Source organism: Tenacibaculum ascidiaceicola (genome assembly GCF_047470925.1).
Lineage (GTDB): Bacteria > Bacteroidota > Bacteroidia > Flavobacteriales > Flavobacteriaceae > Polaribacter > Polaribacter discolor.
In genome coordinates this window covers 266089-292248 of the sequence record NZ_JAZKJP010000013.1, presented here as the reverse complement: position 1 = coordinate 292248, position 26160 = coordinate 266089, and the positions used below count along the sequence as shown (strand labels likewise).

Here is a 26160-nt window from a genome sequence, read left to right as displayed (position 1 = left end):
TTTAAAAATTAAATAAGAGTGAAGTAGTTTTTTTAAGGAGTGAATTTTATTATTTTGATAATAAAGGAATATAACATTTAAATTCACCTTCAATTATTTCCGTCTTAAATGAATTTACACTATAAAATGCATAAAAATTATTCAAATAATTCAACCCCACACTATAGCTTGCTTCTTTTTCACCTTTTCTTGGATTATAATTGTTACTAACTACAATTACATCCTTTTCAATTAAAACTTTAACGAAAAGGGGGGTCTTTTTTGTTATTTCATTATGCTTAATAGCATTTTCCACTAATGTTTCTAATGCTAAAAAAGGAATCTTCTTCAACAGTGCTTTATCTTCACTATTATCTACAATACTTAAGTTTATACTATTATTAAATCTGATTTTTTGCAAAAAGAAGTATTGTTCTAAAAAGTATAATTCTTCTTTAACAGTAGCAAAATTAGCTTCTCTGTCTTTTAACAAGTATCTATAAACTTCAGATAGTCTTAGTACAAACTGCTGAGATGTTGTTTTATCTAAACCTATTAAAACATGTAAAGAATTTAATGTGTTGAATAAAAAATGAGGGTTTAACTTTTTTCGTAACTGACTTAACTGTAATCGTGCGTTTTTTTGTTGATATTGTTCATTACTTATAGCTAACCTTTTTCTTTCTTGCTCATACTGAAGTGTTTTTAAGTGCTGACTTCTTAATTGGCTTCGGGAAAAAGCTAATATTAACATAAAGGTTAGTAATGCCAATAAACTCATCCAAAGTAAATACTGCTTTATATTATTTACTGACTCTTTAATAAAAATATTTAAAGGAAAGCTTGTTATTAAAATTAATTCAGAATTACCCACCTGTATAACATCATAATAGCGCATCACCTCTAATTTCAAATATTCAGAAATTGCAGCTACTTTAACTTGTTTTTTCTTTTTGTAATCTTCCTGTTCAAAGTTTTTCATAACCTGATTCAACGAAACTTTATCAAAAAAAGAAGTCTCACGCTTTCCTATATACCCTATTTCAGGATGTAGCATACAAACACCTTCATTATTCGTTAAAGTAACATACCCTCCTTTTCCACTATATTTTTGTGAGAAATAATTCCAGTATTTTAACAAGTTAATATCATAACCAAAAACAACAAAAGTGCCATCTTGCAATTGATGTTTGATAATCTTTCGGTAATATGTTTTACCTCCTAAATTTAAAACTGTATCAAAAATTTGATTTTTATCTTCAAGAGATTTTGTTTTTTCTAATATATTTTTACCTGCATTGATGCTACCAAAAAAATAAGAATCTAAAACCTCTTTATCTTCTAAAAAATAAACAAAGCTTACATCTATGTTTTCTTCAGAAAAAGCTAACTCACTATTAAAAAGCAATCTATTTTTAAGCTCACTTTTATCTAAGCCTGCACTACTCTCAATAATTCTCTGAGTGTCAATAATGAATTTATTAAATTCATTAAAGTCAAATTGTAAAATACTTTCCTTTTCCTTTGCATACTGCTTTATAACAACCTCCATCAAACCTTCTGCTTCTGAAGTTATTTTATTAGTTATTAATCTATACCCAATAAAAAACAATACTATTAATGATACACTTGCTAAAAGGTAATATTGGTGCTTTCTTTTTTTTAACGGAAATTTCATGAAATTTAATTATCCAGCCACTTTTTAAACTCTTTAATTCTTTGAGCACTCACTAAAAGCATCTCTTCTATATTTAAATTTGGTTGTAATTCTATTTTTACACGATTATTGCTGTATTTTGATATGCTATTAATCGCTGAATGTTGAATAATGTATTTTCTATTAATTTTAAAAAAGTATTTTTCAGATAGCTCTTCTTCCAAACTAGAAATTGTCCCGTCATAAAGATAACTTTCATTATCAAAAGTAAATAGGAATAAATATTTTCCCTGCGCCATAAAATAAGCTACATCTTCTCTTTTTATAGAAATAGATAGGCTTCCTTTTGACACCAAGAAACGTTCTTTTTCTTTTTGCTGCTGTATTTTGCTGTTCATTTGCAATAGTAATTGCTCTAGCTTATCAGTATAACCTTTATTCTCATTAAGATTTATATATTTTTCTATCGCTTTGTTAAGTAACTCTTTACTATACGGTTTTAATAGATAGTCTATAGCAAAAAACTGAAAGGATCTGATTGCGTACTCATCAAAAGCTGTTGTAAAAATAATAGGAATTGAAGTTTTCAAACTCTCAAAAATTTCGAAACTATAACCATCGCCAAGGTGAATGTCACTTAGAATTAAGTCACAAGTGTTTTTTTGAAGCCAAAGAATCGAATCTTCAACACTTTCCAACCGCTTTTTTACAGAAATTGGATGTGAACTTTTAAGCAATAAATTTTCTAGAGAAGATGCCGCTAAATCTTCATCTTCTATAATAACTACATCCAATGTCTTCATTTCTAAATTAGGTTTTAAGAGGTATGCTCAAAAGTATTAAATTATTTTCATCTTTAATTAAAAGTTATGTTTATGCTAACTTATAAACAGTTACTTTTTAGCTGAAAGACAAACAACACCTAATAAAGAAATCTATTTTAGGATTAATTATGGAAGTTAAAACTTGGTTTAACGATTATTACAACACTCGCTTTGCTTTAATAAAAGCACGTTTCCAATAGTTTTCGTGTAGTGAAGTTACAATAACCCCCCGTGATGTAGTTGAATGTATAAAACGGATATCTCCATTATCTACAGAAGTTACTAACCCAACATGATTTACTCTACCTCTTTTTCTTGAAGTTTTAAAAAATAGTAAATCTCCTCTTTGAACCTCTCGTAACGAAATGTTTTCTCCTTGTACGTACATTTGGTGTGATGTTCTTGCTATGGGTACGTTTCGTTGTTTAAACGATGTAAAAATTAACCCAGAACAATCCATTCCTCTTTTAGTCATTCCACCAAAACGATATGGCACACCTTTATAAGTTACTGCAGTCCATACAATTTTATCAGCAACAGTTACATCTTCTTTTTTTGTTAATGTTTCACTGGTTTTTGTATCCGTATCTTCTACTTTTTTAGGAGTAACTGTTGAAACTCTTTTTTGATAAGTCGTACTAATATTTTTTGATGATCCACAAGAAATCATTAAAAATGATGCCAAACATATAAAGAAGACTTTTTTTATCATGCTAATTTTTATTTTTTTAACCCAGCAACAATCAACTTTGCTGTTTTTGCAGAGGCTCCTTTTCCTCCTAATTTTTGTTCCAAATCAAAGTATGACAAAAACAATTGCTGACGATGTTCTGATTCTAAAATACGAGTTAATTCATATTGTACTTTTTCTTTAGTAAAATCGTTTTGTATTAACTCTTTTACCACCTCTCTATCCATTATTAAATTAACTAACGATATATATTTTAATGTTATTATTCGTTTGGCTATTTGATATGAAATGTTGCTTCCTTTATAGCACACTACCTGAGGTACTTTAAACAATGCTGTTTCTAAAGTTGCTGTTCCTGACGCTACCAAAGCAGCATGTGAAATACTCAATAAATCATAAGTTTTATTATTAATGAATTTCACATTTGAATCTCCAATTATTTCTTGATAAAACTCGTAAGATTGACTTGGTGCTCCTGCCACTACAAACTGATATTGTGGAAAATCTTGTACTAATGAGAGCATTACCGATAACATTTTTGTTATTTCTTGCTTTCTACTTCCTGGTAACAGTGCTATAACCTCTTTATGTCCCAGATTATATTCTTTCCTAAACTTTTCGATAGAAACTTGTTCTCTTCCTGCAATTCCATCAATTAAAGGATGTCCTACAAAATGAACATTATAGCCATGCTTTTTATAAAACTCTTTTTCAAACGGAAGAATTACAAACATTTGGTCGATATCTCGTTTAATATCTTTAACTCTACTCGCTCTACTTGCCCAAACTTGAGGTGAAATATAATAATTAGTTCTAAAACCTTGCTTTCTTGCCCATTTAGCAATACGAAGATTAAAGCCTGAGTTATCAATAAAAATAATTACATCAGGATTGAATTGAGCAATGTCTTTTTTACAAAAAGAAATCATTCCTAAAATCTTACGTAAGTTCATCAACACCTCAACAAACCCCATAAAAGCACGTTCTTTATAATGCTTAACAAGTGTACCTCCAACTTCTTGCATTAAATCTCCTCCCCAAAAACGAATATCTGCTTTTGGGTCCTCCTTTATTAAGGCCTTCATTAAATTTGCTCCATGTAAATCACCCGAAGCTTCACCTACAAGAATGTAATATTTCATGTATTAAAATTAGAAAAACTTTAAAAATGCTGTTAATAAAGCTACAGCAATTGTAGTTATTAACACTCCTCTTGCTCTATAATCTTGTTTCTTTTTTAAAAATACCCAAAAAACAAATAAATTAGGTATTGCTGCTAAAGCAATTACAGATCCTAATACTCCTCCTTCTCTTATCATAGAAATCGTTTCTGAAATACTAAGTTCTGAGATGTACTCTACATAAATAAAAAAGCCACAAGTTGTTGCCAACAATGAAACTATAATTCCTATTAATATTTCTTTTTTTATATGTCCCATGTGTGTAATTTTTGAATTGCATGATGAGCTGTCATATCAAATTGAACTGGCACAACAGATATAAAACCATTTTCTAATGCCCAAACATCAGTATCCTGCCCTTTATCTCTGTTAATAAATTCTCCAGAGAGCCAATAATACTCTTTCCCAAAAGGGCTTTTACGTTTATCAAACGTTTCTTTCCAATATCCATTCGCCTGTCTACAAATACGAATTCCTTTAATCTCGTTTTCTTTTAACTTAGGAATGTTTACGTTTAAAATTACACCATCTGGTAATCCATTTAACAAAACATTTAACGCTATTTTTTCGATAAATTTACGTGCTGCTCTAAAATCGGCATGCCAATCAAAATCTAACAAAGAAAAACCTATTGCAGGAATACCTTCAATACCAGCTTCAACAGCAGCGCTCATGGTTCCTGAATAAATTACATTAATTGATGAGTTTGACCCATGATTAATTCCTGAAACACATAAATCTGGTGTGCGATTTAAAATTTCATTTTTTGCCATTTTAACACAATCAGCTGGAGTTCCCGAACAACTATACTCAATTTGTGGACCTTCATCAATAGTAATTGGGTTACAGTGTAACACGTTATTCACAGTAATAGCATGTCCCATTCCGCTTTGCGGACTATCAGGTGCAACTACAACTACATCCCCAATTTTATTCATAATTTCAATTAACATACGAATACCAGGAGCAGTAATTCCATCATCATTCGTAACTAAAATCAAAGGTCTATCTTGCATAGTAAGTAAGTTTTACAACAAATGTAACATAAAAAAAGGATTCTATTTTTAACATTTTGTAAAGACAGATTGGTTCATTTTATGTGTAAAATTGTGGTAATCAAACTCAAGCGTTATGGTACGGATTATTGTTTATGTTACAGTTTTTGTTATTTCTTCTTTTTTTTCAATTATTTCAGCACAAAATCCCCCAACAAAACCTTGTAATGAAGTAAACTATACCCAGTTTGATTTTTGGGTCGGAAATTGGAATGTTTATAATACACAAGGAAAATTAATTGGTCATAACAACGTTATAAAAATGCCCAATGCTTGTGCTATTCAAGAAAATTGGAGTTCTAAAACATCAAAAAGTCAAGGAACTAGTTATAACTATTATAACAAAACAGATAATACTTGGAACCAAGTTTGGATTGATAACACTGGATTTTCACTAGTTTTAAAAGGTTATTTTAAAGATAATACTATGACTTTAAAAAGTGATCTTGTAAAAAATGACAAAGGCAATTATTACAACCAAATTACTTGGACAAAAAACAAAGATGGTTCTGTAACTCAAATTTGGGATTATCTCAATGAAGACCTTAAAAAGACTAAAGAAGTTTTTAGAGGCATTTATAAAAAGCAATAAAACTAAAAAATTGGCATTATTTTAGTAGCTTAGCAACACAACGACTCAACACAAATTAAAAAGACAGAAGGTTTTATGAAGACGAAGTTTATTATACCATTTTTAGCAATCACCCTTTTATTTTCTAACTCTGTTAGTTCGAATACACTTCCTAATAACGATCCTGAAAAAGACCGTGTTATTGTTTACGTTTTAAAAAATATTTTAAGTAGATACCATTACGTTCAAAAAAAGTTAAATGACGATTTTTCTGAACACGTATATACTACATTTATTGATGGTCTAGACCCTAATAAGCGTTATTTTACTCAAGAAGATTTAAAAGAATTTTCTCAATACAAGTATCAAATAGATAATCAACTAAGAGAATCTAATATTGATTTTTACAAATTAGTATATAACCGTTTTTTAGAAAAGATGGAGTCAGGTAAAAAGACCTATCGTTCATTATTAAAGCAACCTTTTAACTATAAGAAAAAGGAAGTTATTGATATTGATTATGACAAAGTTCCGTATGCTAAAAACGAAACCGAGTTGATTGACTATTGGAGAAAGCAATTAAAATTATCTATTTTAAGTAATATTGAAGATGCTGAAAATCAACAAAACGAGAAAGCAAAAAAAGATAAGAGCTTTAAAAAGAAAAGTTTTAAAGTTTTAGAAGCTGAGGCACGAAAAAAAGTCTTAAAAAATATGGACGACTTATACATGCGTATAGGTGAACTTGAAAACTCTGACTGGTATTCTACGTTTTTAAACAGCGTAGTAAGCGGTTTTGATCCACATACAACTTATATGTCTCCTCGAATTAAAACACGTTTCGACCAAGAGATGTCTGGTAAATTAGAAGGTATTGGAGCTCGTTTACAGAAAAAAGGAATTTACACTCACATTGTTGAATTAATTTCTGGAGGACCTGCATGGAAACAAGGTGAATTAGAAGCTGATGATATTATTTTAAAAGTTGCTCAAGGAGATGAAGAACCTTTAGATATTGTTGGAATGCGTTTGGATGATGCTATAAAGTTTATCAAAGGAAAAAAAGGAACAGAAGTTCGTTTAACTGTAAAGAAAAAGATTGATGGTTCTATTAAAGTCATCCCAATTATTAGAGATGTGGTTGAGCTTGAAGAAACTTTTGTAAAATCTAGTATAGTTGAAAAAAATGGTAAAAAATACGGAGTCATTAACCTTCCTAGGTTTTATATAGATTTCAACGACTTAAGCCGTAGAGATGCAGCAAAAGACATGGAAAAAGAAATTGAGCGTTTGAAAGAAGAAGATGTTCAAGGTTTGATTGTTGATTTACGTGATAATGGAGGAGGATCGTTAAAAACAGCTATTGAAATTGGTGGTTTATTTATCAACAAAGGACCTATTGTTCAAGTTAAATATCGTGGTGAAGAGCCTTTAGTAAAAGTTGATACTGATCCAAAAATTCAATGGGAAGGACCATTAGTAGTAATGGTAAATGAATTTTCTGCTTCTGCTTCAGAAATTTTTGCTGCAGCAATGCAAGACTACAAGCGTGGTGTTATTATTGGCGGCAAACAAACTTATGGAAAAGGAACTGTACAAAATGTTTTACCTATAAACCGTTTTTATGAGCAATATCCTAATGATTTAGGAGCTTTAAAAATGACCATTCAAAAATTTTATAGAATCAATGGTGGTTCTACTCAAATTGAAGGAGTATATTCTGATATTTCTTTACCTACCAGATATAGTTATATGGATTTTGGAGAACGTGATTTAGATGGTGCTTTACCTTGGGATAAGGTGCAACAAGCTAAATATACCACTACCAACTCATATAGTAATTTTGCAGATGTTGTATACAATAGTAAGCAACGTGTAATGAACAACGAAAAATTTAATAAAATAAATGACTATGCTAAGTGGTTAAAGAAAAACCAAGACGAAAGAGTGTACTCTTTAAACTATGATGCTTTTAAAAAGGAAAGCGAAGCTAAAACTAAAGAAGGAGAACAATTTAAAGACATTTTTAAATTTGATTCACACTTAACATTTGTTTCACCTAAATACGAGTTAAACCTATTTAAAAAGGATACTGTTTTAGAAGAAAAACGTGTTGCATGGCATAAAAACCTTCAGAAAGATATATACATAAATGAAGCGCTAAACGTACTAAGCGAATTAAAAATGAACAACAACCATGTTGCTGTAAAACATTAAAAAAAAGGGTTCAAATGAACCCTTTTTCTTTTTTCACTCTTTTTATGCTAAAAAACACTTTTTTAAACTTGTTAGCTACCTACTCAAACGATAACAGTCTCAACATCTTGTTATGGAAAGAAATAGTTGAGAGTTATTCTGATAAAAAGAGATACTATCATACATTAGAACACCTTGAGAGTTTACTTATTCAACTTACTAAAATAAAAACCGAAATAAATCATTGGGACACAATTTTATTCACGCTGTTTTATCATGATATCATTTACAACTCTTTAAAAAGTAATAATGAAGAAAAAAGCGCTGAATTAGCTATTAAAAGAATGAAACAACTATTAGTACCCACAAAAATTATAGAAAATTGTTATTCTCAGATTTTAGCTACTAAATCTCATAAAACCTCTGAAGATTCAGATACCAATTACTTTATTGATGCTGATTTATCTATTTTAGGTCAAGACTGGGAAGGATACACTCAGTATTATAAAAATGTACGAAAAGAATACGCCATTTATCCTAATATGGTTTATAACTCAGGTAGAAAAAAAGCATTACAGCATTTCCTAAGGATGGAAAATATATTTAAGACAGAATATTTTTATCTAAAGTTTGAAGAAACTGCTCGTATAAATATTCAAAGAGAAATTGAGCTTTTATAACAGCTCAATTTTAACTACTAACCCTTCATTAGAACGAACATTAAACACTGTTTCATCCTCAAATATTAAGTATTGTCCTTTAATACCTACCAATTTACCTGTGTATGTTTCTTCCTTTTCTAAATTTAAGCTTTTAGGTTTTTTAGGAAACTTTTCAACTGGAAACTGAATATTCGTTTCAGTATTATTAGCTATGTAGTATTCTTTAGCTTCATCAGGAATAAACTCTTGTAATTTTTCTCGCCATTCAACCAAGTTTTCATCCTTAATATCGTTTTTCAGCATAGTTCTCCAATTTGTTTTATCAGCAACATGCTCCTTTAGGGCTACCTCGGTAATCCCTGCTAAATAACGATTAGGTACCTCAACAATTTCAATGGCCTCATGTGCCCCTTGATCTATCCAACGAGTTGGTACTTGTTGTTTTCTCGTTACTCCCACCTTTACATTACTTGAATTTGCTAAATACACAATGTGTGGTTGTAACTGTACCTTTTTTTCGTACTCCAAATCTCTATCTTCTTCTCCTAAATGTGCTTTACTTAATTCAGGACGCATTATCCAATCACCTGCAGTTGGAGTTTCAAAAAAGCATTTTTTACAAAAACCTTGACGATAGATTTTTTTTTCTAAATGACAGTTTAAACACTCATAGGTAACAAAAGTCAAGGTTAACTCCTTATTCAATAACTGATTCATATTCAAAAAATCAGCCCCCATATCTAAATAGTATTGAACTGTACTTAAATTTTCAGTAGGCATTTTTTTTAAAACTCCTTGGTATTGCATGTCTTAAATTTTGTTACATTTAGCTTCACAAAATTACAGTAAAAAAATTGAATTAAGAGTTAATCTATGACGTTTCCATTTATAAATTCCATCATTTCTTGGTTCTTAAAAAAGCGTAAACATCAAGTGGAATTATTTTTAAAATATCCTATTGATGTTCAGAATGAGCTATTACTAAAGCTTGTAAGTGCTGCTAAAAATACTGAGTTTGGGAAACAACAAGATTTCTCTTCAATTAAAAGTTATACAGACTTTGCCAACAACGTTCCCATTCAACGTTATGAAAGTATTGAACCACTTATTGAACGTTGTAGAAAAGGAGAACAAAATTTATTTTGGCCTACGCCTATACGTTGGTTTGCAAAATCAAGTGGTACTACTAATGCAAAAAGCAAGTTTATCCCTGTAAGTGATGAAGCTATTGAGTATTGTCATTTTAAAGCAGGAAAAGACATGTTATGTTTATATATAAACAATAACGAAAACGCAAAGCTTTTTACTGGTAAGGGACTACGTTTAGGTGGAAGCTCAGCTGTATATGAAGATAACAACACTTATTTTGGTGATTTATCTGCAATAATTATTGAAAATATGCCTTTTTGGGCAGATTTTAGCTCAGCTCCAAGGCAAGAAACTGCATTGATGGGTGAATGGGAGGCAAAAATGGAAGCTATTATTAATGAAACTATTCATGAAAATATTACAAGTTTAGTTGGTGTTCCTTCTTGGATGTTAGTTTTATTAAATAGAGTATTAGAGAAAACAGGAAAGAATAATATTTTAGAGGTTTGGCCTAATCTGGAGGTTTACTTTCACGGAGGAATAAACTTCAATCCATACAGAGAACAGTATAAGAAACTCATTCCAAGAGACGATTTTAAATATTATGAAACCTATAATGCATCAGAAGGTTTTTTTGCTATTCAAGACCGAAATGATTCTGATGAAATGCTATTAATGTTAGACTACGGAATTTTTTATGAGTTTATTCCAATGAGTGAATACAATGGAGAAAACTCTAAGGCTATTCCTCTTTCTGAAGTAAAAAAAGATATTAATTACGCCATTATTATTACCACAAACGGTGGCTTATGGCGTTATTTGATAGGAGATACCGTTAAGTTTACCTCAACCGATCCCTATCGTATAAAAATTACTGGACGTACTAAACATCATATTAATGTTTTTGGCGAAGAGTTAATTATTGAAAATGCTGAAGATGCTTTAAAAGTAGCGAGTGATAAAACCAACTGTGAAATTAAAGAATATACTGTTGGCCCTATTTTTATGAATGGTAAAGAGAATGGTGCGCATGAGTGGATTATTGAGTTTAAAAAAGCTCCTGAAAACCTTACCTTTTTTACTAAAGAGTTAGATAATGCTTTAAAAAATTGTAATTCTGACTATGAAGCTAAACGTTATAATAATATGACTTTAGCAATGCCTAAGATACATCAAGCCCGTAAAGGTTTGTTTTATGATTGGATGAAGGAAAAAGGAAAATTAGGTGGACAACATAAAATTCCTCGTTTATCAAATAATCGTGATTTTGTTGAGGAACTTTTGAAATTATAAACGTACTACTCTGTTTTAATTTTAATAGGCAATTGATATTTTGTTACTACTGGAATCCCTCTTTTAGTAGCAGGACTTATTCTTGGGAGTTTTTCTATTGCTAACTTTACAATACTATCTAATTCTGGTAATTGATTGGTAACAGTATCAGATGTAGTTAGTTCAACTAAAACAAACTCCCCTTCCTTATTAATCAAAATATCAATTAAAACTTCTTCATCTAAGCTATTTTTAGTAACAAAATTATATTGTTTTAATTTAGTTGTTATTCTTCTATGAATTTCTTTTCTAAAACAATTGGCTTTAGCTTCATCTAGTAAATCTTTACATTTATAAAAAGAAGGAGATATATCTACTTTTGTAAAATCTACAATAGTATCTAAAGCTTGCACACTATTCTTTTTTGGGTATGAAAAGAAGTCGCAAGAAGAACATAGCAAAGCACAAATTAAAAAAGCCACATAGCGAAAACTCATCTTATTGATTTTAAGATGAATATACAAAATTAAATACTATTGTAAAATCTCTCCTTGTAAGAAATAGTACTTTTTAATTTCTTTTAACCTTTCTTTAGCATGCTTAGTTAATACAGAATCTTTTCTTTCAAAACGGTTTACATAATTTTTATAATGTTTGTAAGCTATTCGTTTATCCTTGTAATAATCTTCACTAGTTTTTGCTAGTTGGTACAATGCTTTATAATTCTTTCTATTCTCTTCAAAAGCTTTTTTATATGATTTAAGTTCTTCTTTAGGGTTACCTAATTCTTTATAAACTCTTGCCAATTGATAATATTCAACATCTCTGGGTTCTTTACCAGCAAAAGTTGCCACCATATAATCTAACTGAGCTTTGTAAAATTTTTTCTTTTCAAAATTAATATCACCTAGATAGGTATAGGCTTTAAAATCTGATTTATCTATTCTTATGGCTTTATTAAAATACTTTTTTGCCTCTTCGTATTTCTTTAGATTAAAGTAACTACGCCCTAACATTTTTTGCGTGTAATGTTCGTTGGGTTCTATAGTATCTATTCTTTTTAAAAATTGAATAGCCTCAGTAAACTTTTCTTCTCTATATAAATTATTAATTTTTAACTTATTTAGATTAATATGATTAGGGTTTACTACCAAGCCTCTATTTATAAATATGTTTGCTGAATCTTTATCATGTAATAAAGTATAAGCTAATGCTAAGTGATGAATAGATTTAATGTGGGTTGTATCATTTTTATAAGCCTCTAAAAAACTGTTTATTTTTAGGTTTCGTTTTTTCAACATTCCATAAGCAATTCCCAAACGGTAATGATAATTTGCATTCGTGCTATCTTGTTTAATAATGTTTTTAAAAGTATCAATCGCTTTGGCTGGTTGTTTCGTTTGTACATACAATTTTCCTAACTGATACTTAATAAATAAGTTTTCAGAGTCCTCACTTATAATACCTTCATAAACATCTATAGCTTTTTGTAGCTTTTTCTCTTTTTTATATGCTTTTGCCAACCTTACTTTTACTGAATAATCATCTTTTAACTCCAATGCCTTTTCATAATATAAAGAGGCTTTTTTATAATTATCAATTGAAGCGTAAATAGATGCTACTTTTGAAGTTGATTGAAAAGTAGTATCTAACTCTTGTAACTTTGCTAATGCTGTTTGGTAGCGTCCTATATTTACTAAACTATCAATAGTTTTAAAAGTCGAAACTTGCGCCTCGACTTTTAAAATTCCTATTACAAAAACAATAAGTAAAATTTTATTTCTCACGTTTCTATTTTTGGTATTGTTCATTGATTATTTGTGACCAATATAATTAATTTATTCTACGTTAAATGTGATTGGTAATACATAACCAACTCCTACTTTTTTTCCATCTTTTTCTCCTGGTTGTATTTGTGGCAATTTTTGTGCCAACTCTTCGGCATACTGTTGTAATATTGGATGTGGTGCTCTTGCCTTTACATCTATTACTTTACCTTCTTTATCTATTTTAAATTTAATATAAAGTCTTTTTTTACCTGAATCTAAACCTAATTCATTAGCTATAGATGTATCAAAGTTTTCTTGAACAAATTTGCTCATACTTTTATGAAAACAATCTTTATCTCCTTCAGCACACCCTGGGAAAGTTGGTGCTTTATCTAAAAGTGAAAAAGGTATACTTCCACCTTTATCAGCCATTTCTTTTACTTTTATTTTAACTAAGTCATAAGCTATAATCTTCCTATTACTTGTTCCTTTATATACTTTAACTCCCAACACTGAACCCTCGTCCTCTAGACTCTCTTTAAGAGCTAAAAACTCATTCTTTTCTTCTTCAGATAAATCATTAATTGATAATTCTTTACCTAAGTCTATCTTCTCTCCAAAGTAACGATCTAAATACGTACTCTTTTCTCCTTTAACTGAAGTAATTTCTCCATCTTTACTGTTATAAATAGTTACTAATTCTTTTTTCGCAATAGCTTGACTACCTTTATTCTCGTCTGAGCAAGCTGTGTACAAAATCATACTTCCTAAGAGAGGTATTAGTAATAAATACTTTAATTGTTTAACTTTTTTTGATTGTGTTTTCGTAATCATAATAATTCGTTTTTTGATTAATGAATGTTTGTAAAATTGATTAATGAATGAAATATGCTCGACCTGAAAAATATCAGCGAGTAAATGGTTTATATAATTTTCTTTTTTATCTAATTTGCTGGCTACAGCATCTGAAATATATTCATGAACTAGAGAAATGCGGTTTTGATATACATACACCATTGGGTTAAACCACATGACTATTTTCAAGAACTCAAAAAACAACAGGTCTAACGTATGTTTCTGTTTGCTATGTACCAATTCGTGCTGAATAATTTTTTCTCTTTTCGAAGAAGGAATTTCGTTTCCTAAAAAAATATAATTGAAGAATGAAAACGCCTTAGTTTCTTTTGGTAGTAATACCAATTTATAATTTTCTTTTCTAGCAACCCCATACTGTAAGACCAATCGTACGATTCGTTCTAACTTTATTAAAAACACTACAAAAAACAATAAACATCCAATCCAAAATAGTAGATCTAAATAATTAACAGATTGATACCAAGCAGCTTTTTCGATCACTTTTTGAGGTGATAACACTACCTCTGGTAATAAAATGTAATATTCTTGAGGAACAGCTTTTTGAACTGTCGAAATTTTAAATAAAGGCAACATAAAAGAAAGTAATGCAGTGCTTAACAAGTACCATCTATTTTTATTGAAAAAAGTTTCTTTACTTAAAAAGAAATCATACACCGCTACAAAAAGTACTTGAAATAATATAACTTGGATAATATAGTTTATCATGACTCCTTATTTTTATTCACCTCTTTTAAAATACTTTCTAATTCTTGGATATCCATTTTATTTTCTTTCATAAAAAATGACACCATACTTTTAAATGAGCCTCCAAAATATCCGTTCATTAACTTGTGTAAACTCTCATTACTATACTCTGACTTTTTTACCAACGGATAATACACATAACCTCTCCCCTTTGCCTCATGCCCTACAAACTCTTTTGTCTCCAAAATTCTTATAATAGTTGAAACTGTATTGTATGCTGGTTTTGGTTCTGGTAATTCGATTATAACTTCTTTTACTGAAGCTTTTTTCAACTTCCATAACACCTGCATTATTTGCTCTTCTGCCTTCGTTAATTGTTTACTCATTATATATTTTTATGAAATGTTCTGAAACAAATATAACTAAAAAATTAGTTTAAACTAATTTTTTAGTTAATAAATGTGTAACAAAGCTTTCATATCTTCGTCTTATCAATAAAAAAGTTAATGGATATATTTTTAGTTATACTCGGTTTTGTATTTGCTTGTTTAGGAATTATTGGCTCATTTTTACCAGTATTACCTGGCCCTATTACTAGCTGGGTAGGTTTGTTATTGTTACACTTAACAAAAGCAGTTCCTCAAAACTGGACGTTTCTAGGAATCACTTTAGCTATTGCTGTCATTATATTTTTTCTTGATTACTTTATCCCTGCAATGGGAACTAAACGATTTGGAGGTACGAAATATGGAGTATACGGTACTACTATCGGTTTAATTATTGGATTACTCTCTCCTATTCCTTTCGGAATTTTAATTGGCGCTTTTGTAGGTGCTTTGGTTGGTGAATTAATTTATGATAGTAAAGACACTAACAGAGCAATCAAAGCATCATTTGGTGCTTTTTTAGGGTTTTTAGCTTCTGCAACTATTAAATTTTCTATATCTATGGTATTCTTAGTACTGTTTTTTGTTAAGTTCTGGGAGTATAAAACCGCTTTTTTTTAGGAAAAAGTTTTTTTTACATTTTAATTCTAACTAATAACTCTAAGATTTCTCTCTTCGGTCGAAATGACGATTAATTATTTAGCCCCGATTGAAGCATTTGTTTGAGCTCCTCGTAGAGAGCGAGTGCGGAAAGCGGGAAACAGCTACTAAAACACGTAACTAAACTGCAAAAAAAAAAGCAACCCATCTAAGGGAAGCTTTCCATTGGTTAACAAAACCATGATACTATTTAAAGTATCTAACAACACAACTAAATGCTGTCCTTTTAAAATTAGACAGCCTGCAAATATACATCCTTTTTTAAAACCTACAAATAAAAATTACTTTTTTTATAAAATCTATATGATACTACCGTTGTCTAATTTTGTAATAGATTGTATCTTTGCACCTTTAAACAAAAATTACTTAAAAATTAAGTCAATGCAATTATCAGAACAAGAAGTTGTACGTAGAGAAAAACTATCAAAATTACGTGAATTGGGTATCAATCCATATCCAGCAGATTTATTTCCATTAGATACGAATTCCAAACAGATTAAACAGGAGTTTAAGGAAGGTAAGAAGGTAGTTATTGCTGGTAGATTAATGTCTCGTCGTATTCAAGGAAAAGCTTCTTTTGCTGAATTGCAAGATAGTGAAGGACGCATTCAAGTATACTTTAACAGAGATGAAATTTGTACAGGTGAAGACAAAACTTTGTACAACGAAGTATACAAGAAATTATTAGATATTGGTGATTTTGTAGGTATTGAAGGAGAGTTATTTAAAACTCAAGTTGGAGAAATCACTGTAATGGTAAAAGATTTTAAATTATTAAGTAAATCTTTAAAACCATTACCATTACCTAAAGTGGATTCGGAAGGAAATACGTTTGATGGTTTTACTGATCCTGAAATGCGTTACCGTCAGCGTTATGCTGATTTAGTGGTAAATCCGCAAGTAAAGGACGTGTTTGTAAAACGTACAAAGTTATTCAACGCCATGCGTCAGTTTTTCAACGATGCAGGATATTTTGAAGTAGAAACACCTATTCTACAACCAATTCCTGGTGGTGCTGCTGCGAGACCATTTATTACGCACCATAACGCATTAGACATTCCATTATACATGCGTATAGCAAATGAGTTATACTTAAAACGTTTGATTGTTGGTGGTTTTGACGGTGTGTATGAGTTTTCTAAAAACTTCCGTAACGAGGGAATGGACAGAACACATAATCCAGAATTTACCGCAATGGAAATTTATGTAGCTTACAAAGACTACAACTGGATGATGGAATTCACTGAAAAATTATTAGAGCACTGTGCTTTAGCTGTAAACGGAACTACTGAAGCTACTTTTGGAGAGCATAAAGTTGACTTTAAAGCTCCGTATGCACGTGTTACTATGGCAGATTCTATCAAACACTTTACTGGTTTTGACATCAGCGGAAAATCGGAAGATGAAATCCGTAAAGCTGCTCAAGACATGGGTATCGAAGTGGATGAAACGATGGGTAAAGGAAAGTTAATTGATGAGATTTTTGGTGAGAAATGTGAAGGAAACTACATTCAACCAACGTTTATCACAGATTATCCGAAGGAAATGTCTCCGTTATGTAAAGAGCATCGTGACAATCCTGAATTAACAGAGCGTTTTGAACTAATGGTTTGTGGTAAAGAAATTGCCAATGCATATTCTGAATTGAACGACCCAATCGACCAACGTGAGCGTTTTGAAGCTCAGTTAAAGTTAGCTGCTCGTGGTGATGATGAAGCTGGTGAGTTTATCGATCAAGATTTCTTACGTGCGTTAGAATATGGTATGCCTCCTACTTCTGGATTAGGAATTGGAATGGATCGTTTAATTATGTATTTAACGAACAATCCTTCAATTCAAGAAGTATTATTCTTCCCACAAATGAAACCTGAGAAGCAAGCTCCTTCTGTTGAATTAAACGATGACGAAAAAGCATTGTTAACATTGATAGAAAAAGCTGAAAAAATAGATTTAAACGAGTTAAAAGCTCAAAGCGGTTTATCTAACAAAAAGTGGGACAAAACCATTAAAGGTTTAACTAAAAATAATCTTGCAAAGGTTGAAAAAACAGAGGAAGGTTTGTTTGTAGAAATCGTATAACGTATTTCACAAACTAAATAGAATTGAAAAGCAATCTCATTTGAGGTTGCTTTTTTGTTTTGTTTTTATGCTATTTTGGGTAAATTAGCTACTAACCGGATATAAGTTATCAAATTAAGCTCATATCTTCAATAACGTCAACTACAATAACCTAAATAATGCACTACCTGCTTATAATACTTACAACTATAAAATATGGTTAACATTTTATAACAGTAATTACGACGGATTTAACTATCCAAAATAACTAAACTTTTCATATTCGCAGTTTTTTCATAACTTTAAAAAGCTATGAAAAAATTATTTGAATACCCTCCATTTCATTTTTTGGTGTGCCTTGTTATTGGCATAACATTCCAATTTTATACACAAATTTGGCAGTATAATTTTACATACTTGGCTTATTCTTTAATAGGATTTTTAATTATTCTTTATTTCTTAAAAAGAACTGAAATGCGAAAAGCATTTAGTATAGCTACACTGCTGTTCTTTGTTTTTATCGGAATTAGTACCGCGTATATTCACAACCCGAGAAATTACGCGAATTATTATAACCATAAATCAACTGAGAATTCTACTTATATACTTGATGTACAAAAAGTATTAAAACCAGGAAACTACTATACAAAATATGTTGCTAAAGTTTCACAAGTAGATTCTACCAAAACCACTGGATATATTCTTCTGAACATTCAAAAGGACAGTTTATCACCTATATTAAAGGTAGGTAATCGTATTTTAATTAAAACTCCTTTTAAAGAATTAATTCCTCCTTTAAATCCGCATCAATTTGACTATAAGCAATATTTAGCCAAACAGTATATTTATCATCAGGTATTTTTAAACAAACTACAGTTTCAACAGCTTAACAATGCTAGTTTTACTTTAATCACTTTATCGGCTAATATTCGAGAAAGCGTACAAACCTCTTTAAAAAAATATCATTTTACCAATGATGAGTTCGCCGTAATAAATGCTTTATTACTAGGTCAACGACAAGAAATTTCAAAAGATTTGTTAGAAAGCTACACAAATGCTGGTGCTATTCATATTCTTGCCATTTCTGGGCTGCATATTGGTATTTTACTACTACTTCTTTCCTATTTACTTAAACCCATAGAAAAGCTTCCTAACGGAATACTCGTAAAAATCATCTGTATTGTATTACTCTTATGGTGTTTTGCCTTTATAGCTGGTTTATCAGCCTCAGTAGTTCGTGCAGTAATGATGTTTACTTTTGTTGCTATTGGACAATCATTCAAGCGGAAAAAGATTATTGAATATTCATTAGTCAGTTCGATGTTCTTCTTACTCTTAATAAAACCGATGTTTTTATTCGATGTTGGATTTCAATTGAGCTACTTAGCTGTTTTTGGTATTGTTTGGGTGCAACCATTACTCTACAATCTATGGAAGCCTAAGTTTTGGTTACTAGATAAAGGCTGGAGTTTATTTACCGTTTCAATTGCAGCACAAGCAGGTATATTACCAATAAGTTTGTATTATTTTCATCAATTTCCAGGTTTATTTATTTTATCTAACTTAATAATCATTCCTTTTTTAGGAGCAATTTTACTCTTTGGAATTGTAATTATTTTATTAGCTACACTGAGCATACTACCTCAATTTATAACTGATGGTTACGGATTTATAATCTCAACAATGAATTATTTTGTTGATTGGATTTCTCACCAAGAAGGTTTTTTATTGAAAGAACTCTCAATGTCTTTTGAAGCAATGTTAGCTTGGTATGTTTTTATTATTTTCTTATATTTAACTTGGATTCAAAAAACTTATAAACGTGTATTTTTACTTTTGGTTTCTACTCTCCTAATTCAGGGAATTTATTTTTATGAAAAGTTTCAAATTAACAGAAAAAGTGAATTCATTGTATTTCATAAAAGTAGACATTCTATTATAGGAAAAAGAAATGGTAACGAAATAAACATTTTTAGTTCTTTGAATGATTCTGTTCTTCATCATCAAAAGCTACTACAATCTTATAGAGTTAATGAAGAGGTTTATTCTAAAAGCACTGATTCAATTTTAAATATAACCTCCTATATGGACAAACATGTTTTGATTGTAGATAGTCTAAGTGTTTATCAAATAAAAGAACTTGAAAACCCAATAGTTATTCTGAAAGACAGCCCTAAAATTAATTTAGATAGACTTATTACTACCTTAAAACCTCAACAAATTATTGCTGATGGTAGTAATTATAAATCATATATTACTAGATGGATAGAAACTTGTTATAAACAAAAAACACCATTTTGGTATACTGGCCAAAATGGTGCTTATATTTTTAAAGAATAGATTTTACATCGCGCTTTTAAAGTTTTTTTCAAACTCTTTCCATGGTGTATTCTTGTAATTATCCTTGTTAAAATATGCTAGTATTTTTTCAAACCTTTTTTCTTCTAAGTAACCAGGAACATTTTGTAACAACTGTCTTTCTGTATTAAAAAAAGCTGTTGAAGGATAACTTAACTGTCCTTTCATTATAGCAGCTGCCAATTGATGATACCCTCTTCTTCCTTGAGCTTGATACTTAAACGTTTTTCCTTGAAATGTAATATCATCTTTTGTTTCTCCATTTAACTTTACTGGATAATAGTGTGTATTGATATACTCAATAATTACTTTGTTTTTATATGTCGTTTTATCCATTTTTTTACACCAACCGCACCAATCAGTATAAATATCTACTAAAATTGGTTTTGGTTCTTTCTCGCTCATTTCCATCGCTTGCTCAAAGCTTAACCAATTTACTTTATCTTGTGCCTTGACCCCTAATGAAATAAAGGTTAAAACTGCTACTAATATTATTTTTTTCATACTTCTTAAGTCTCAATAAGTGTTCCAAATTTACAAAAAAACCTGCCAACATTTAAAATTGACAGGTTGTAAAAGATTGTTTTAACGTTTATTTAGAGTTATTTAACTCCATGCATTAATTTTTTAATCACAGGATTTAATGCGATTACCAATAATCCAGCTAACGTTGGCACTATGGTAAAAATTAAAAAGAATGTTGATAAACTATACTCTTTTGTAATATTTTCTATCTGACCTCCAAATACTGCAGCTAACTTGTTTCCTATCGCAATAGCTAAGTACCACATACCAAACATAAATGCAATCATACGCGCTGGTACCAATTTAGATACATAAGAAAGCCCTACAGGAGATAAACATAATTCACCTAATGTATGGAATAAGTATGCTAAAATTAACCAAACCATACTTACTTTAACTCCATCAGTAATTCCGTATGCTCCAAAAGCTAATAAGCCGAAACCAACAGCCATGATAATTAAACCTAAACCGTATTTAACAGCTGCAGATGGATTATATTTTGAATCCCACCATTTTGAGAATAAATTAGCAAAAGCAATAATGAAGAATGAGTTTAAGATTGAGAACCATGATACTGTGATTTCTGAAGCCTCAGCTGAGAACTCAACATATAACATCCATCCTACTAATGCCCAAACACCAAGAAAACAAATTGCTAATACAATGTTTGATACTGGAATTCTTTTACCTGTTTCTTTTCCTAATAAATATAATACCCAAGTAATGATTATTAAAGGAATTACAGTTAATAGTGTATTTACTATATTAAATATTGTTTGAGCGTTACCTGTTAAAACTCTATCAACATTATCGCGGGCAAAAAGTATTAATGACGTTGCTCCTTGTTCAAAACTCATCCAGAAGAAAACAGTAAAAAATGCAAAAATAATTACTGCTATCATTCTATCTCTAACAACTTTGGTGTATCGTGAAATACGAGAAATTGTTAAAAATAAGAATACTGCTAAACCAAACAATACAGCTACGTACTGTCCATCAAAATCTCCAACTTTTAATGCTCCAAAAATATCGATTCCTCCAATTTTTGATAACGGATCATTAATTGCATATCCTAAACCAATTACCGAAGAAATTACAATTAAAATTTTATCTAAACTTGTAAAAGGATTTTCTTTATCACTATCATTAGATGTTTCTGTAACCGACGCTTCATTAGTTTCCTCTTCTTTATTTTTTGAAGGAACATCACCAATAGTACCAAATAGCGGCTTAGCTAACCAGAACTGTAGTGTTCCTAATAACATAAAGATTCCAGCTAGACCGAATCCCCAAGACCAACCAACTTTTTCAGCTAAGTATCCACACAACATCATTCCAAAGAAAGCTCCTGCATTTACTCCCATATAAAAAATGGTATAAGCACCGTCTTTCTTCTCTGGTAAATCTTTATACATTTCAGAAATAATAGAAGTCATATTAGGCTTAAAGAAACCTGTACCTATTACTAATAAAGCTAAACCTACATACAACCAAAATTCAGTTTCAATAGCCATAGCTGCATGCCCTAAAGTCATAACTATCGACCCTATAACCACAGCCCAACGATACCCCGTTAATTTATCAGCTATAATACCTCCTAAAATTGGTGTTAAATACAACAACATTGCATAAGTACCAAATAGCGCTCCTGCATTTTCAGCTGACCACTCCCAACCTGGGTTAGCTCCAACTGCTGCTGCTGTTAAAAAGTTTATTAATAATACACGCATTCCGTAAAACGAAAAACGCTCCCACATTTCTGTAAAAAACAGTACAAATAACCCAGATGGGTGCCCTAATACCTTTGATTTAAAAAAATCATTTGATGTTTCACTCATGAATATCCTTATTTATAATAAATTAAAAAACCTAAGTAACAGTCTAATTATTACTTAGGCTTTTTGTATGTTTTTCTTAATTATTATCTGCTAATTCGAATCCTTCTGCTTCTTGATTTGTCAAGTCTCTCTCTTTCTCTTCAGCTCCATGTGTAAGTCGTTTCAACGGTTTTAACATTAAAATGAATAACCCTCCTATTACTACAGTAAAGATTAAAATTCCTGAAAAAATAGTTAGTTCTCCAAACTCCGAAGCAGACTCACCTACAATTCCAGCTACTTTATTCCCTAAACCTGTAGCTGCAAAATATACTCCCATCATTAATGCTGCATATTTTACAGGGGCTAGTTTGGTTATAAACGATAATGCTACTGGAGAAATACATAACTCTCCTATGGTATGAAATAAATATGCTAGTACTAACCATAACATACTTGATGAACCTGATTTGTCAAATTCCATTGCTGCAAAAACCATAAACAAGAAACCAAACCCCATTATTATGATACCTAAAGCCATTTTAAACAACGAAGAAGCTTCTTTTCCTTTCAATTTTCTTTTAGCCCAAAAGCTTGCAACTCCAGTTGCAAATAAAATTATAAACCCAGCATTTAGACTTTGAAACATAACTGTAGGAACTTGCCATCCAAATAAATTTCTATCTGTATTTGTTTCTGTATACAAATTCATCAAACCTCCTGCTTGTTCAAACGCTCCCCAAAATATTATAACCATTATAAATGATAACAAAAGAACTAAAAAGCGATCTTTAAAAACCTGAGTTTCTAATTCTTTATATATCATCATTAACAAAGCTGTTATTCCTGTTAAAAATAAAAAAAGTAAACCATAACCCCATCCCAGTTTATACCATCCTAATGCTGATCCACATAACAGTATAGCTGTAAGGATTAAGTGTTTTGGTGAAGTAAATAATTTTGAATACAACTCCCCATAAGAGATTGAATTATCGTCTTTATTGCTTGGTACAAAATTACCAACTTTCTTTAAGTATTTTTGACCATATAAATAATTAATCAAACCTAAAACCATAACCACACCTGCTAATCCAAATCCAGCATGCCATCCCCACTCTGCAACAACTAATCCAACGATCATAGTCGCTAATAGAGATCCTAAATTTATCCCTATATAAAAAATAGAAAACCCCTTATCTCTACGAATATCTCCTTCCTTATACAAACCTCCAACCATTGTTGAAATGTTTGGTTTCAATAAGCCAACTCCTAAAATCACTAAACCTAATCCTGTATAAAAAGCCCAAATATCAGTTAACACTAATACTCCATGTCCCAAACATAAAATAATAGCTCCCCATAAAACAGATTTTTTTTGTCCTAATAATTTATCAGCTATCATTCCCCCTGGAATAGACATTACATAAACAAGCATTGTATACCACCCGTAAAGAGCGAGTGCTTCTTGACTAGTCCAGCCTAAACCAACTCCTCTTGGATCATCTCCCATAGCTGATGTAGTCATATATAGTACTAATAAAGCTCTCATCCCATAATAAGAAAAACGCTCCCACATTTCTGTTAAAAATAGTATATAAAGACCTACTGGTTGCCCAAATAGTTCTTTTTCATGTGCCTGTTTAACTGTACTCATAGTTATCGAATTTTATAGGTTATTTTTAATAAAGTTAGTCATTTTAGTATATAGGTGTAAACGAGTGTTTCCTCCATAAATACCATGATTTTTATCTGGATACATACCCCATTCAAATTGTTTATTTGCCTGAATTAAAGCTTCAGCCATTCTATAAGCATTTTGAACATGCACATTATCATCTCCTGTTCCGTGAATTAACAAATATTTTCCTTTTAATAATTCTGGGTAATTTAAAGGTGAATTGTCATCATATCCTGCTGGATTTTCCTCTGGTGTACGCATGTAACGTTCTGTATAAATAGAATCATAAAAACGCCATGTAGTAACTGGTGCCACTGCTATTGCTGCGGCAAACACGTCATTTCCTTTTAATAAACAGTTAGTACTCATATGACCTCCAAAAGACCATCCCCAAATACCTATCCTATTCGCATCAACATATGGTAATTTTGCTAACTCTTTAGCTACAGAGATTTGGTCTTCAGTTTCATACTTCACCAAATTCATATAAGTAACTTTCTTAAAATCACGTCCTTTAAAACCTGTTCCTCTACCATCAACACAAACAACTATATAACCATTTTGTGCTAACATTTGATGCCAATAATCATTAGAACTATTCCAACTGTTTTTTACATTTTGAGAACCTGGTCCAGAATATTGATACATTAAAACTGGGTACTTTTTATTTTCATCAAAATTTGCAGGCTTGATAGTGTACATATTTAAGTCGTTTCCGTTAACATTAATTGTAGAAAACTCTTTTTTACTTAAATTATATCCTGCAATAGTTTCTTTTAAAGTTGCGTTATCTTTTATAGTTTTTAATACCTTCCCTTCATCGTTTCTTAGCGTATACACAGGAGGTGTATTTACATCTGAAAAAGTATTAATGAAGTAATGCATATTTTTACTAAAAGAAGCATTATTTGTTCCTGAAGCGTTACTTAACAGTTTTTTATTATTTCCGTCTAAAGAAATACTGTATACTCCTCTATTAATAGATCCATTTTCTACTGATTGATAGTAAATAGTTTTCTTGTCAGCATTGTATCCGTAGTAAGAAGTAACTTCCCAGTTTCCTTTAGTTACTTGATTCAATAACTTACCGTCCTTATCATAGTGATAAATGTGGTTGTATCCATCTTTTTCACTTGTCCAAATAAAACTATTATCGTCTAAAAAAGTTAAATCATCTGTAATATCTACATAAGCTTGGTCAGTTTCATTTAAAACTACAGAGCTATTAAAAGTAGTCGCATCAACAAAATACATTTTTAAATCATTTTGATGACGGTTTAATGTTCTAACTGCTAAAATATTTGGATTGTTTGTCCAGTTAATTCTTGGAATGTATTCATAGTCTCCAACTCTAATTTCTGCAGTTTTGTTCGTTTCTAATGAAAATATACGTAATGCTACTTTCGCATTTTCTTCACCAGCCTTTGGATATTTGAACACATGCTGTGTTGGGTATTTTCCTTTTCCATATACGTCCATTGAAAAAGTTTTAACTTTACTTTCATCAAAACGTAAATATGCTAAGTTTTTACTGTCTTTACTCCATTCAAATGCTTTTACGAAACCAAATTCTTCTTCATAAACCCAATCTGTAATACCGTTAATGATTTCATTCTTTTTACCACTATTGGTAATTTGAATTACCACATTGGCATCTGAATAATCTTTAATAAATAAATTATTGTCTTTAGCGTATGCTATTTTTTTGCTATCAGGAGAAAAAGTTGGTTCTTGAATATCTGTACCAATTAAGTCTAATGATTTTTTAGCAATATCATACACATAAAATGTACCTAAATATGAGTGACGGAAAATTTGTTTGAAGTTTGTTCCTAAAATTAATTTAGTTTCATCATTATTAAAACTATATGATTGAAAATATTTTAATCCAGCTAGATCTTTACTATCAACTATCGTTGCAACTTTTTCTAATGTTTCATAACTGTACTTATCTACAGTAGAACTTCCATTTTCATAATTCAATAGTGAATAAAAATCTCCATTCATAGAGTTTAAAGAGTTCATATAATCGGCTCTAAACGTGCCTTTTTTCCATATATCCTCTAAAGAAATATCTTTTTTTTGAGCTTGTACTAGCGAAGATATTCCTATAAACAATAATAATATTTTCTTCATCTTAAGTTGTTGTTTATCTAAAAAGTTTGCCAAGTT

22 protein-coding genes are annotated in these 26160 nt (G+C 30.5%); 7 read left to right on the top strand and 15 right to left on the bottom strand.

What is annotated here, in order from left to right; translation table 11 throughout:
* Nucleotides 1–49 precede the first annotated feature (49 nt).
* The 6 genes from VBY68_RS15965 to surE all read right to left on the bottom strand — a co-directional run bounded on the left by VBY68_RS15965 (nt 50) and on the right by surE (nt 5348).
* A complete protein-coding gene (locus VBY68_RS15965) occupies nt 50–1657 on the bottom strand; it encodes a sensor histidine kinase (RefSeq protein WP_415270288.1) in 1608 nt (535 codons plus the stop codon).
* 5 nt (nt 1658–1662) lie between these two features.
* Nucleotides 1663–2439: a LytR/AlgR family response regulator transcription factor gene (locus VBY68_RS15960; RefSeq protein WP_415270287.1), complete on the bottom strand. Its 777-nt coding sequence runs from the start codon at nt 2437–2439 to the stop codon at nt 1663–1665.
* Between the two features lie 178 nt (nt 2440–2617).
* A complete protein-coding gene (locus VBY68_RS15955; RefSeq protein ID WP_415270286.1) occupies nt 2618–3172 on the bottom strand; it encodes a C40 family peptidase in 555 nt (184 codons plus the stop codon).
* An 8-nt stretch (nt 3173–3180) separates the two neighbouring features.
* On the bottom strand, nt 3181–4293 hold the full coding sequence (gene lpxB / locus VBY68_RS15950; protein ID WP_415270285.1) for a lipid-A-disaccharide synthase: 1113 nt from the start codon (nt 4291–4293) through the stop codon (nt 3181–3183).
* Between the two features lie 9 nt (nt 4294–4302).
* Complete coding sequence (locus tag VBY68_RS15945; RefSeq protein ID WP_099215446.1) at nt 4303–4590, bottom strand: hypothetical protein; 288 nt, start codon at nt 4588–4590, stop codon at nt 4303–4305.
* Nucleotides 4578–5348: a 5'/3'-nucleotidase SurE gene (gene surE, locus VBY68_RS15940; RefSeq protein WP_099215447.1), complete on the bottom strand. Its 771-nt coding sequence runs from the start codon at nt 5346–5348 to the stop codon at nt 4578–4580. Before surE ends, VBY68_RS15945 begins: the two co-directional genes overlap by 13 nt.
* A 115-nt stretch (nt 5349–5463) precedes the next feature.
* On the opposite strand from surE, the gene VBY68_RS15935 reads away from it, so the two are divergent.
* The 3 genes from VBY68_RS15935 to VBY68_RS15925 all read left to right on the top strand — a co-directional run bounded on the left by VBY68_RS15935 (nt 5464) and on the right by VBY68_RS15925 (nt 8834).
* Entirely contained in the window at nt 5464–5979 is a 516-nt protein-coding gene (locus VBY68_RS15935; protein WP_099215448.1) for a hypothetical protein, read from the top strand.
* A 75-nt stretch (nt 5980–6054) separates the two neighbouring features.
* Nucleotides 6055–8175, top strand: coding sequence for a carboxy terminal-processing peptidase (locus tag VBY68_RS15930; protein ID WP_124590659.1), 2121 nt, complete (start codon nt 6055–6057; stop codon nt 8173–8175).
* 14 nt (nt 8176–8189) lie between these two features.
* Nucleotides 8190–8834 carry an HD domain-containing protein gene (locus VBY68_RS15925; protein WP_415270284.1) on the top strand — a complete coding sequence of 215 codons (645 nt, stop codon included), beginning with the start codon at nt 8190–8192 and terminating at the stop codon, nt 8832–8834.
* Here VBY68_RS15925 and VBY68_RS15920 read toward each other — a convergent pair.
* Nucleotides 8829–9623 (bottom strand): DUF2797 domain-containing protein, encoded by a 795-nt coding sequence (locus VBY68_RS15920; protein ID WP_099215450.1) that lies wholly within the window; start codon nt 9621–9623, stop codon nt 8829–8831. The two genes, VBY68_RS15925 and VBY68_RS15920, sit on opposite strands and share 6 nt — an antisense overlap.
* Nucleotides 9624–9689: 66 nt before the next feature.
* Between VBY68_RS15920 and VBY68_RS15915 the strand changes: the two genes are divergently transcribed.
* The gene (locus VBY68_RS15915; protein ID WP_099215451.1) at nt 9690–11198 is read left to right on the top strand and encodes a GH3 auxin-responsive promoter family protein; all 1509 of its coding nucleotides are present in this window, start codon (nt 9690–9692) and stop codon (nt 11196–11198) included.
* A 5-nt stretch (nt 11199–11203) separates the two neighbouring features.
* Here VBY68_RS15915 and VBY68_RS15910 read toward each other — a convergent pair whose 3' ends face one another.
* From VBY68_RS15910 to VBY68_RS15895, 4 genes are read right to left on the bottom strand one after another with little or no spacing between them, the layout of a single operon-like run.
* A complete protein-coding gene (locus VBY68_RS15910; protein ID WP_415270283.1) occupies nt 11204–11674 on the bottom strand; it encodes a hypothetical protein in 471 nt (156 codons plus the stop codon).
* A 36-nt stretch (nt 11675–11710) separates the two neighbouring features.
* On the bottom strand, nt 11711–12964 hold the full coding sequence (locus tag VBY68_RS15905; protein WP_415270282.1) for a tetratricopeptide repeat protein: 1254 nt from the start codon (nt 12962–12964) through the stop codon (nt 11711–11713).
* Between the two features lie 51 nt (nt 12965–13015).
* Complete coding sequence (locus tag VBY68_RS15900) at nt 13016–14527, bottom strand: M56 family metallopeptidase (protein WP_415270281.1); 1512 nt, start codon at nt 14525–14527, stop codon at nt 13016–13018.
* Nucleotides 14524–14892: a BlaI/MecI/CopY family transcriptional regulator gene (locus VBY68_RS15895; protein ID WP_099215455.1), complete on the bottom strand. Its 369-nt coding sequence runs from the start codon at nt 14890–14892 to the stop codon at nt 14524–14526. The genes VBY68_RS15900 and VBY68_RS15895 overlap by 4 nt, the downstream gene beginning before the upstream one ends.
* A 120-nt stretch (nt 14893–15012) precedes the next feature.
* Here VBY68_RS15895 and VBY68_RS15890 point away from each other — a divergent pair, with 120 nt between their 5' ends.
* The 3 genes from VBY68_RS15890 to VBY68_RS15880 all read left to right on the top strand — a co-directional run bounded on the left by VBY68_RS15890 (nt 15013) and on the right by VBY68_RS15880 (nt 19950).
* On the top strand, nt 15013–15513 hold the full coding sequence (locus VBY68_RS15890; protein WP_415270280.1) for a DUF456 domain-containing protein: 501 nt from the start codon (nt 15013–15015) through the stop codon (nt 15511–15513).
* Nucleotides 15514–15933: 420 nt separating this feature from the next.
* Nucleotides 15934–17631 (top strand): lysine--tRNA ligase, encoded by a 1698-nt coding sequence (lysS, locus tag VBY68_RS15885; RefSeq protein WP_415270279.1) that lies wholly within the window; start codon nt 15934–15936, stop codon nt 17629–17631.
* Between the two features lie 291 nt (nt 17632–17922).
* Nucleotides 17923–19950: a ComEC/Rec2 family competence protein gene (locus tag VBY68_RS15880; RefSeq protein ID WP_415270278.1), complete on the top strand. Its 2028-nt coding sequence runs from the start codon at nt 17923–17925 to the stop codon at nt 19948–19950.
* 3 nt (nt 19951–19953) lie between these two features.
* Here VBY68_RS15880 and VBY68_RS15875 read toward each other — a convergent pair whose 3' ends face one another.
* The 4 genes from VBY68_RS15875 to VBY68_RS15860 form a co-directional block, all read right to left on the bottom strand.
* Nucleotides 19954–20472: a thioredoxin family protein gene (locus VBY68_RS15875; protein WP_099215458.1), complete on the bottom strand. Its 519-nt coding sequence runs from the start codon at nt 20470–20472 to the stop codon at nt 19954–19956.
* Between the two features lie 98 nt (nt 20473–20570).
* Nucleotides 20571–22331, bottom strand: coding sequence for a peptide MFS transporter (locus tag VBY68_RS15870; protein WP_273693947.1), 1761 nt, complete (start codon nt 22329–22331; stop codon nt 20571–20573).
* Between the two features lie 76 nt (nt 22332–22407).
* Nucleotides 22408–23964, bottom strand: a complete 1557-nt coding sequence (locus VBY68_RS15865) for a peptide MFS transporter (protein WP_415270277.1) — start codon at nt 23962–23964, stop codon at nt 22408–22410.
* Nucleotides 23965–23976: 12 nt separating this feature from the next.
* Entirely contained in the window at nt 23977–26124 is a 2148-nt protein-coding gene (locus VBY68_RS15860) for a S9 family peptidase (protein WP_415270276.1), read from the bottom strand.
* Nucleotides 26125–26160 lie beyond the last annotated feature (36 nt).

Coding starts and splice junctions, on each gene's coding strand:
- VBY68_RS15965 (WP_415270288.1), bottom strand. CDS start 1,657: ATGAAATTTCCGTTAAAAAAAAGAAAGCACCAATATTACCTTTTAGCA.
- VBY68_RS15960 (WP_415270287.1), bottom strand. CDS start 2,439: ATGAAGACATTGGATGTAGTTATTATAGAAGATGAAGATTTAGCGGCA.
- VBY68_RS15955 (WP_415270286.1), bottom strand. CDS start 3,172: ATGATAAAAAAAGTCTTCTTTATATGTTTGGCATCATTTTTAATGATT.
- lpxB (WP_415270285.1), bottom strand. CDS start 4,293: ATGAAATATTACATTCTTGTAGGTGAAGCTTCGGGTGATTTACATGGA.
- VBY68_RS15945 (WP_099215446.1), bottom strand. CDS start 4,590: ATGGGACATATAAAAAAAGAAATATTAATAGGAATTATAGTTTCATTG.
- surE (WP_099215447.1), bottom strand. CDS start 5,348: ATGCAAGATAGACCTTTGATTTTAGTTACGAATGATGATGGAATTACT.
- VBY68_RS15935 (WP_099215448.1), top strand. CDS start 5,464: ATGGTACGGATTATTGTTTATGTTACAGTTTTTGTTATTTCTTCTTTT.
- VBY68_RS15930 (WP_124590659.1), top strand. CDS start 6,055: ATGAAGACGAAGTTTATTATACCATTTTTAGCAATCACCCTTTTATTT.
- VBY68_RS15925 (WP_415270284.1), top strand. CDS start 8,190: ATGAACCCTTTTTCTTTTTTCACTCTTTTTATGCTAAAAAACACTTTT.
- VBY68_RS15920 (WP_099215450.1), bottom strand. CDS start 9,623: ATGCAATACCAAGGAGTTTTAAAAAAAATGCCTACTGAAAATTTAAGT.
- VBY68_RS15915 (WP_099215451.1), top strand. CDS start 9,690: ATGACGTTTCCATTTATAAATTCCATCATTTCTTGGTTCTTAAAAAAG.
- VBY68_RS15910 (WP_415270283.1), bottom strand. CDS start 11,674: ATGAGTTTTCGCTATGTGGCTTTTTTAATTTGTGCTTTGCTATGTTCT.
- VBY68_RS15900 (WP_415270281.1), bottom strand. CDS start 14,527: ATGATAAACTATATTATCCAAGTTATATTATTTCAAGTACTTTTTGTA.
- VBY68_RS15895 (WP_099215455.1), bottom strand. CDS start 14,892: ATGAGTAAACAATTAACGAAGGCAGAAGAGCAAATAATGCAGGTGTTA.
- VBY68_RS15890 (WP_415270280.1), top strand. CDS start 15,013: ATGGATATATTTTTAGTTATACTCGGTTTTGTATTTGCTTGTTTAGGA.
- lysS (WP_415270279.1), top strand. CDS start 15,934: ATGCAATTATCAGAACAAGAAGTTGTACGTAGAGAAAAACTATCAAAA.
- VBY68_RS15880 (WP_415270278.1), top strand. CDS start 17,923: ATGAAAAAATTATTTGAATACCCTCCATTTCATTTTTTGGTGTGCCTT.
- VBY68_RS15875 (WP_099215458.1), bottom strand. CDS start 20,472: ATGAAAAAAATAATATTAGTAGCAGTTTTAACCTTTATTTCATTAGGG.
- VBY68_RS15870 (WP_273693947.1), bottom strand. CDS start 22,331: ATGAGTGAAACATCAAATGATTTTTTTAAATCAAAGGTATTAGGGCAC.
- VBY68_RS15865 (WP_415270277.1), bottom strand. CDS start 23,964: ATGAGTACAGTTAAACAGGCACATGAAAAAGAACTATTTGGGCAACCA.
- VBY68_RS15860 (WP_415270276.1), bottom strand. CDS start 26,124: ATGAAGAAAATATTATTATTGTTTATAGGAATATCTTCGCTAGTACAA.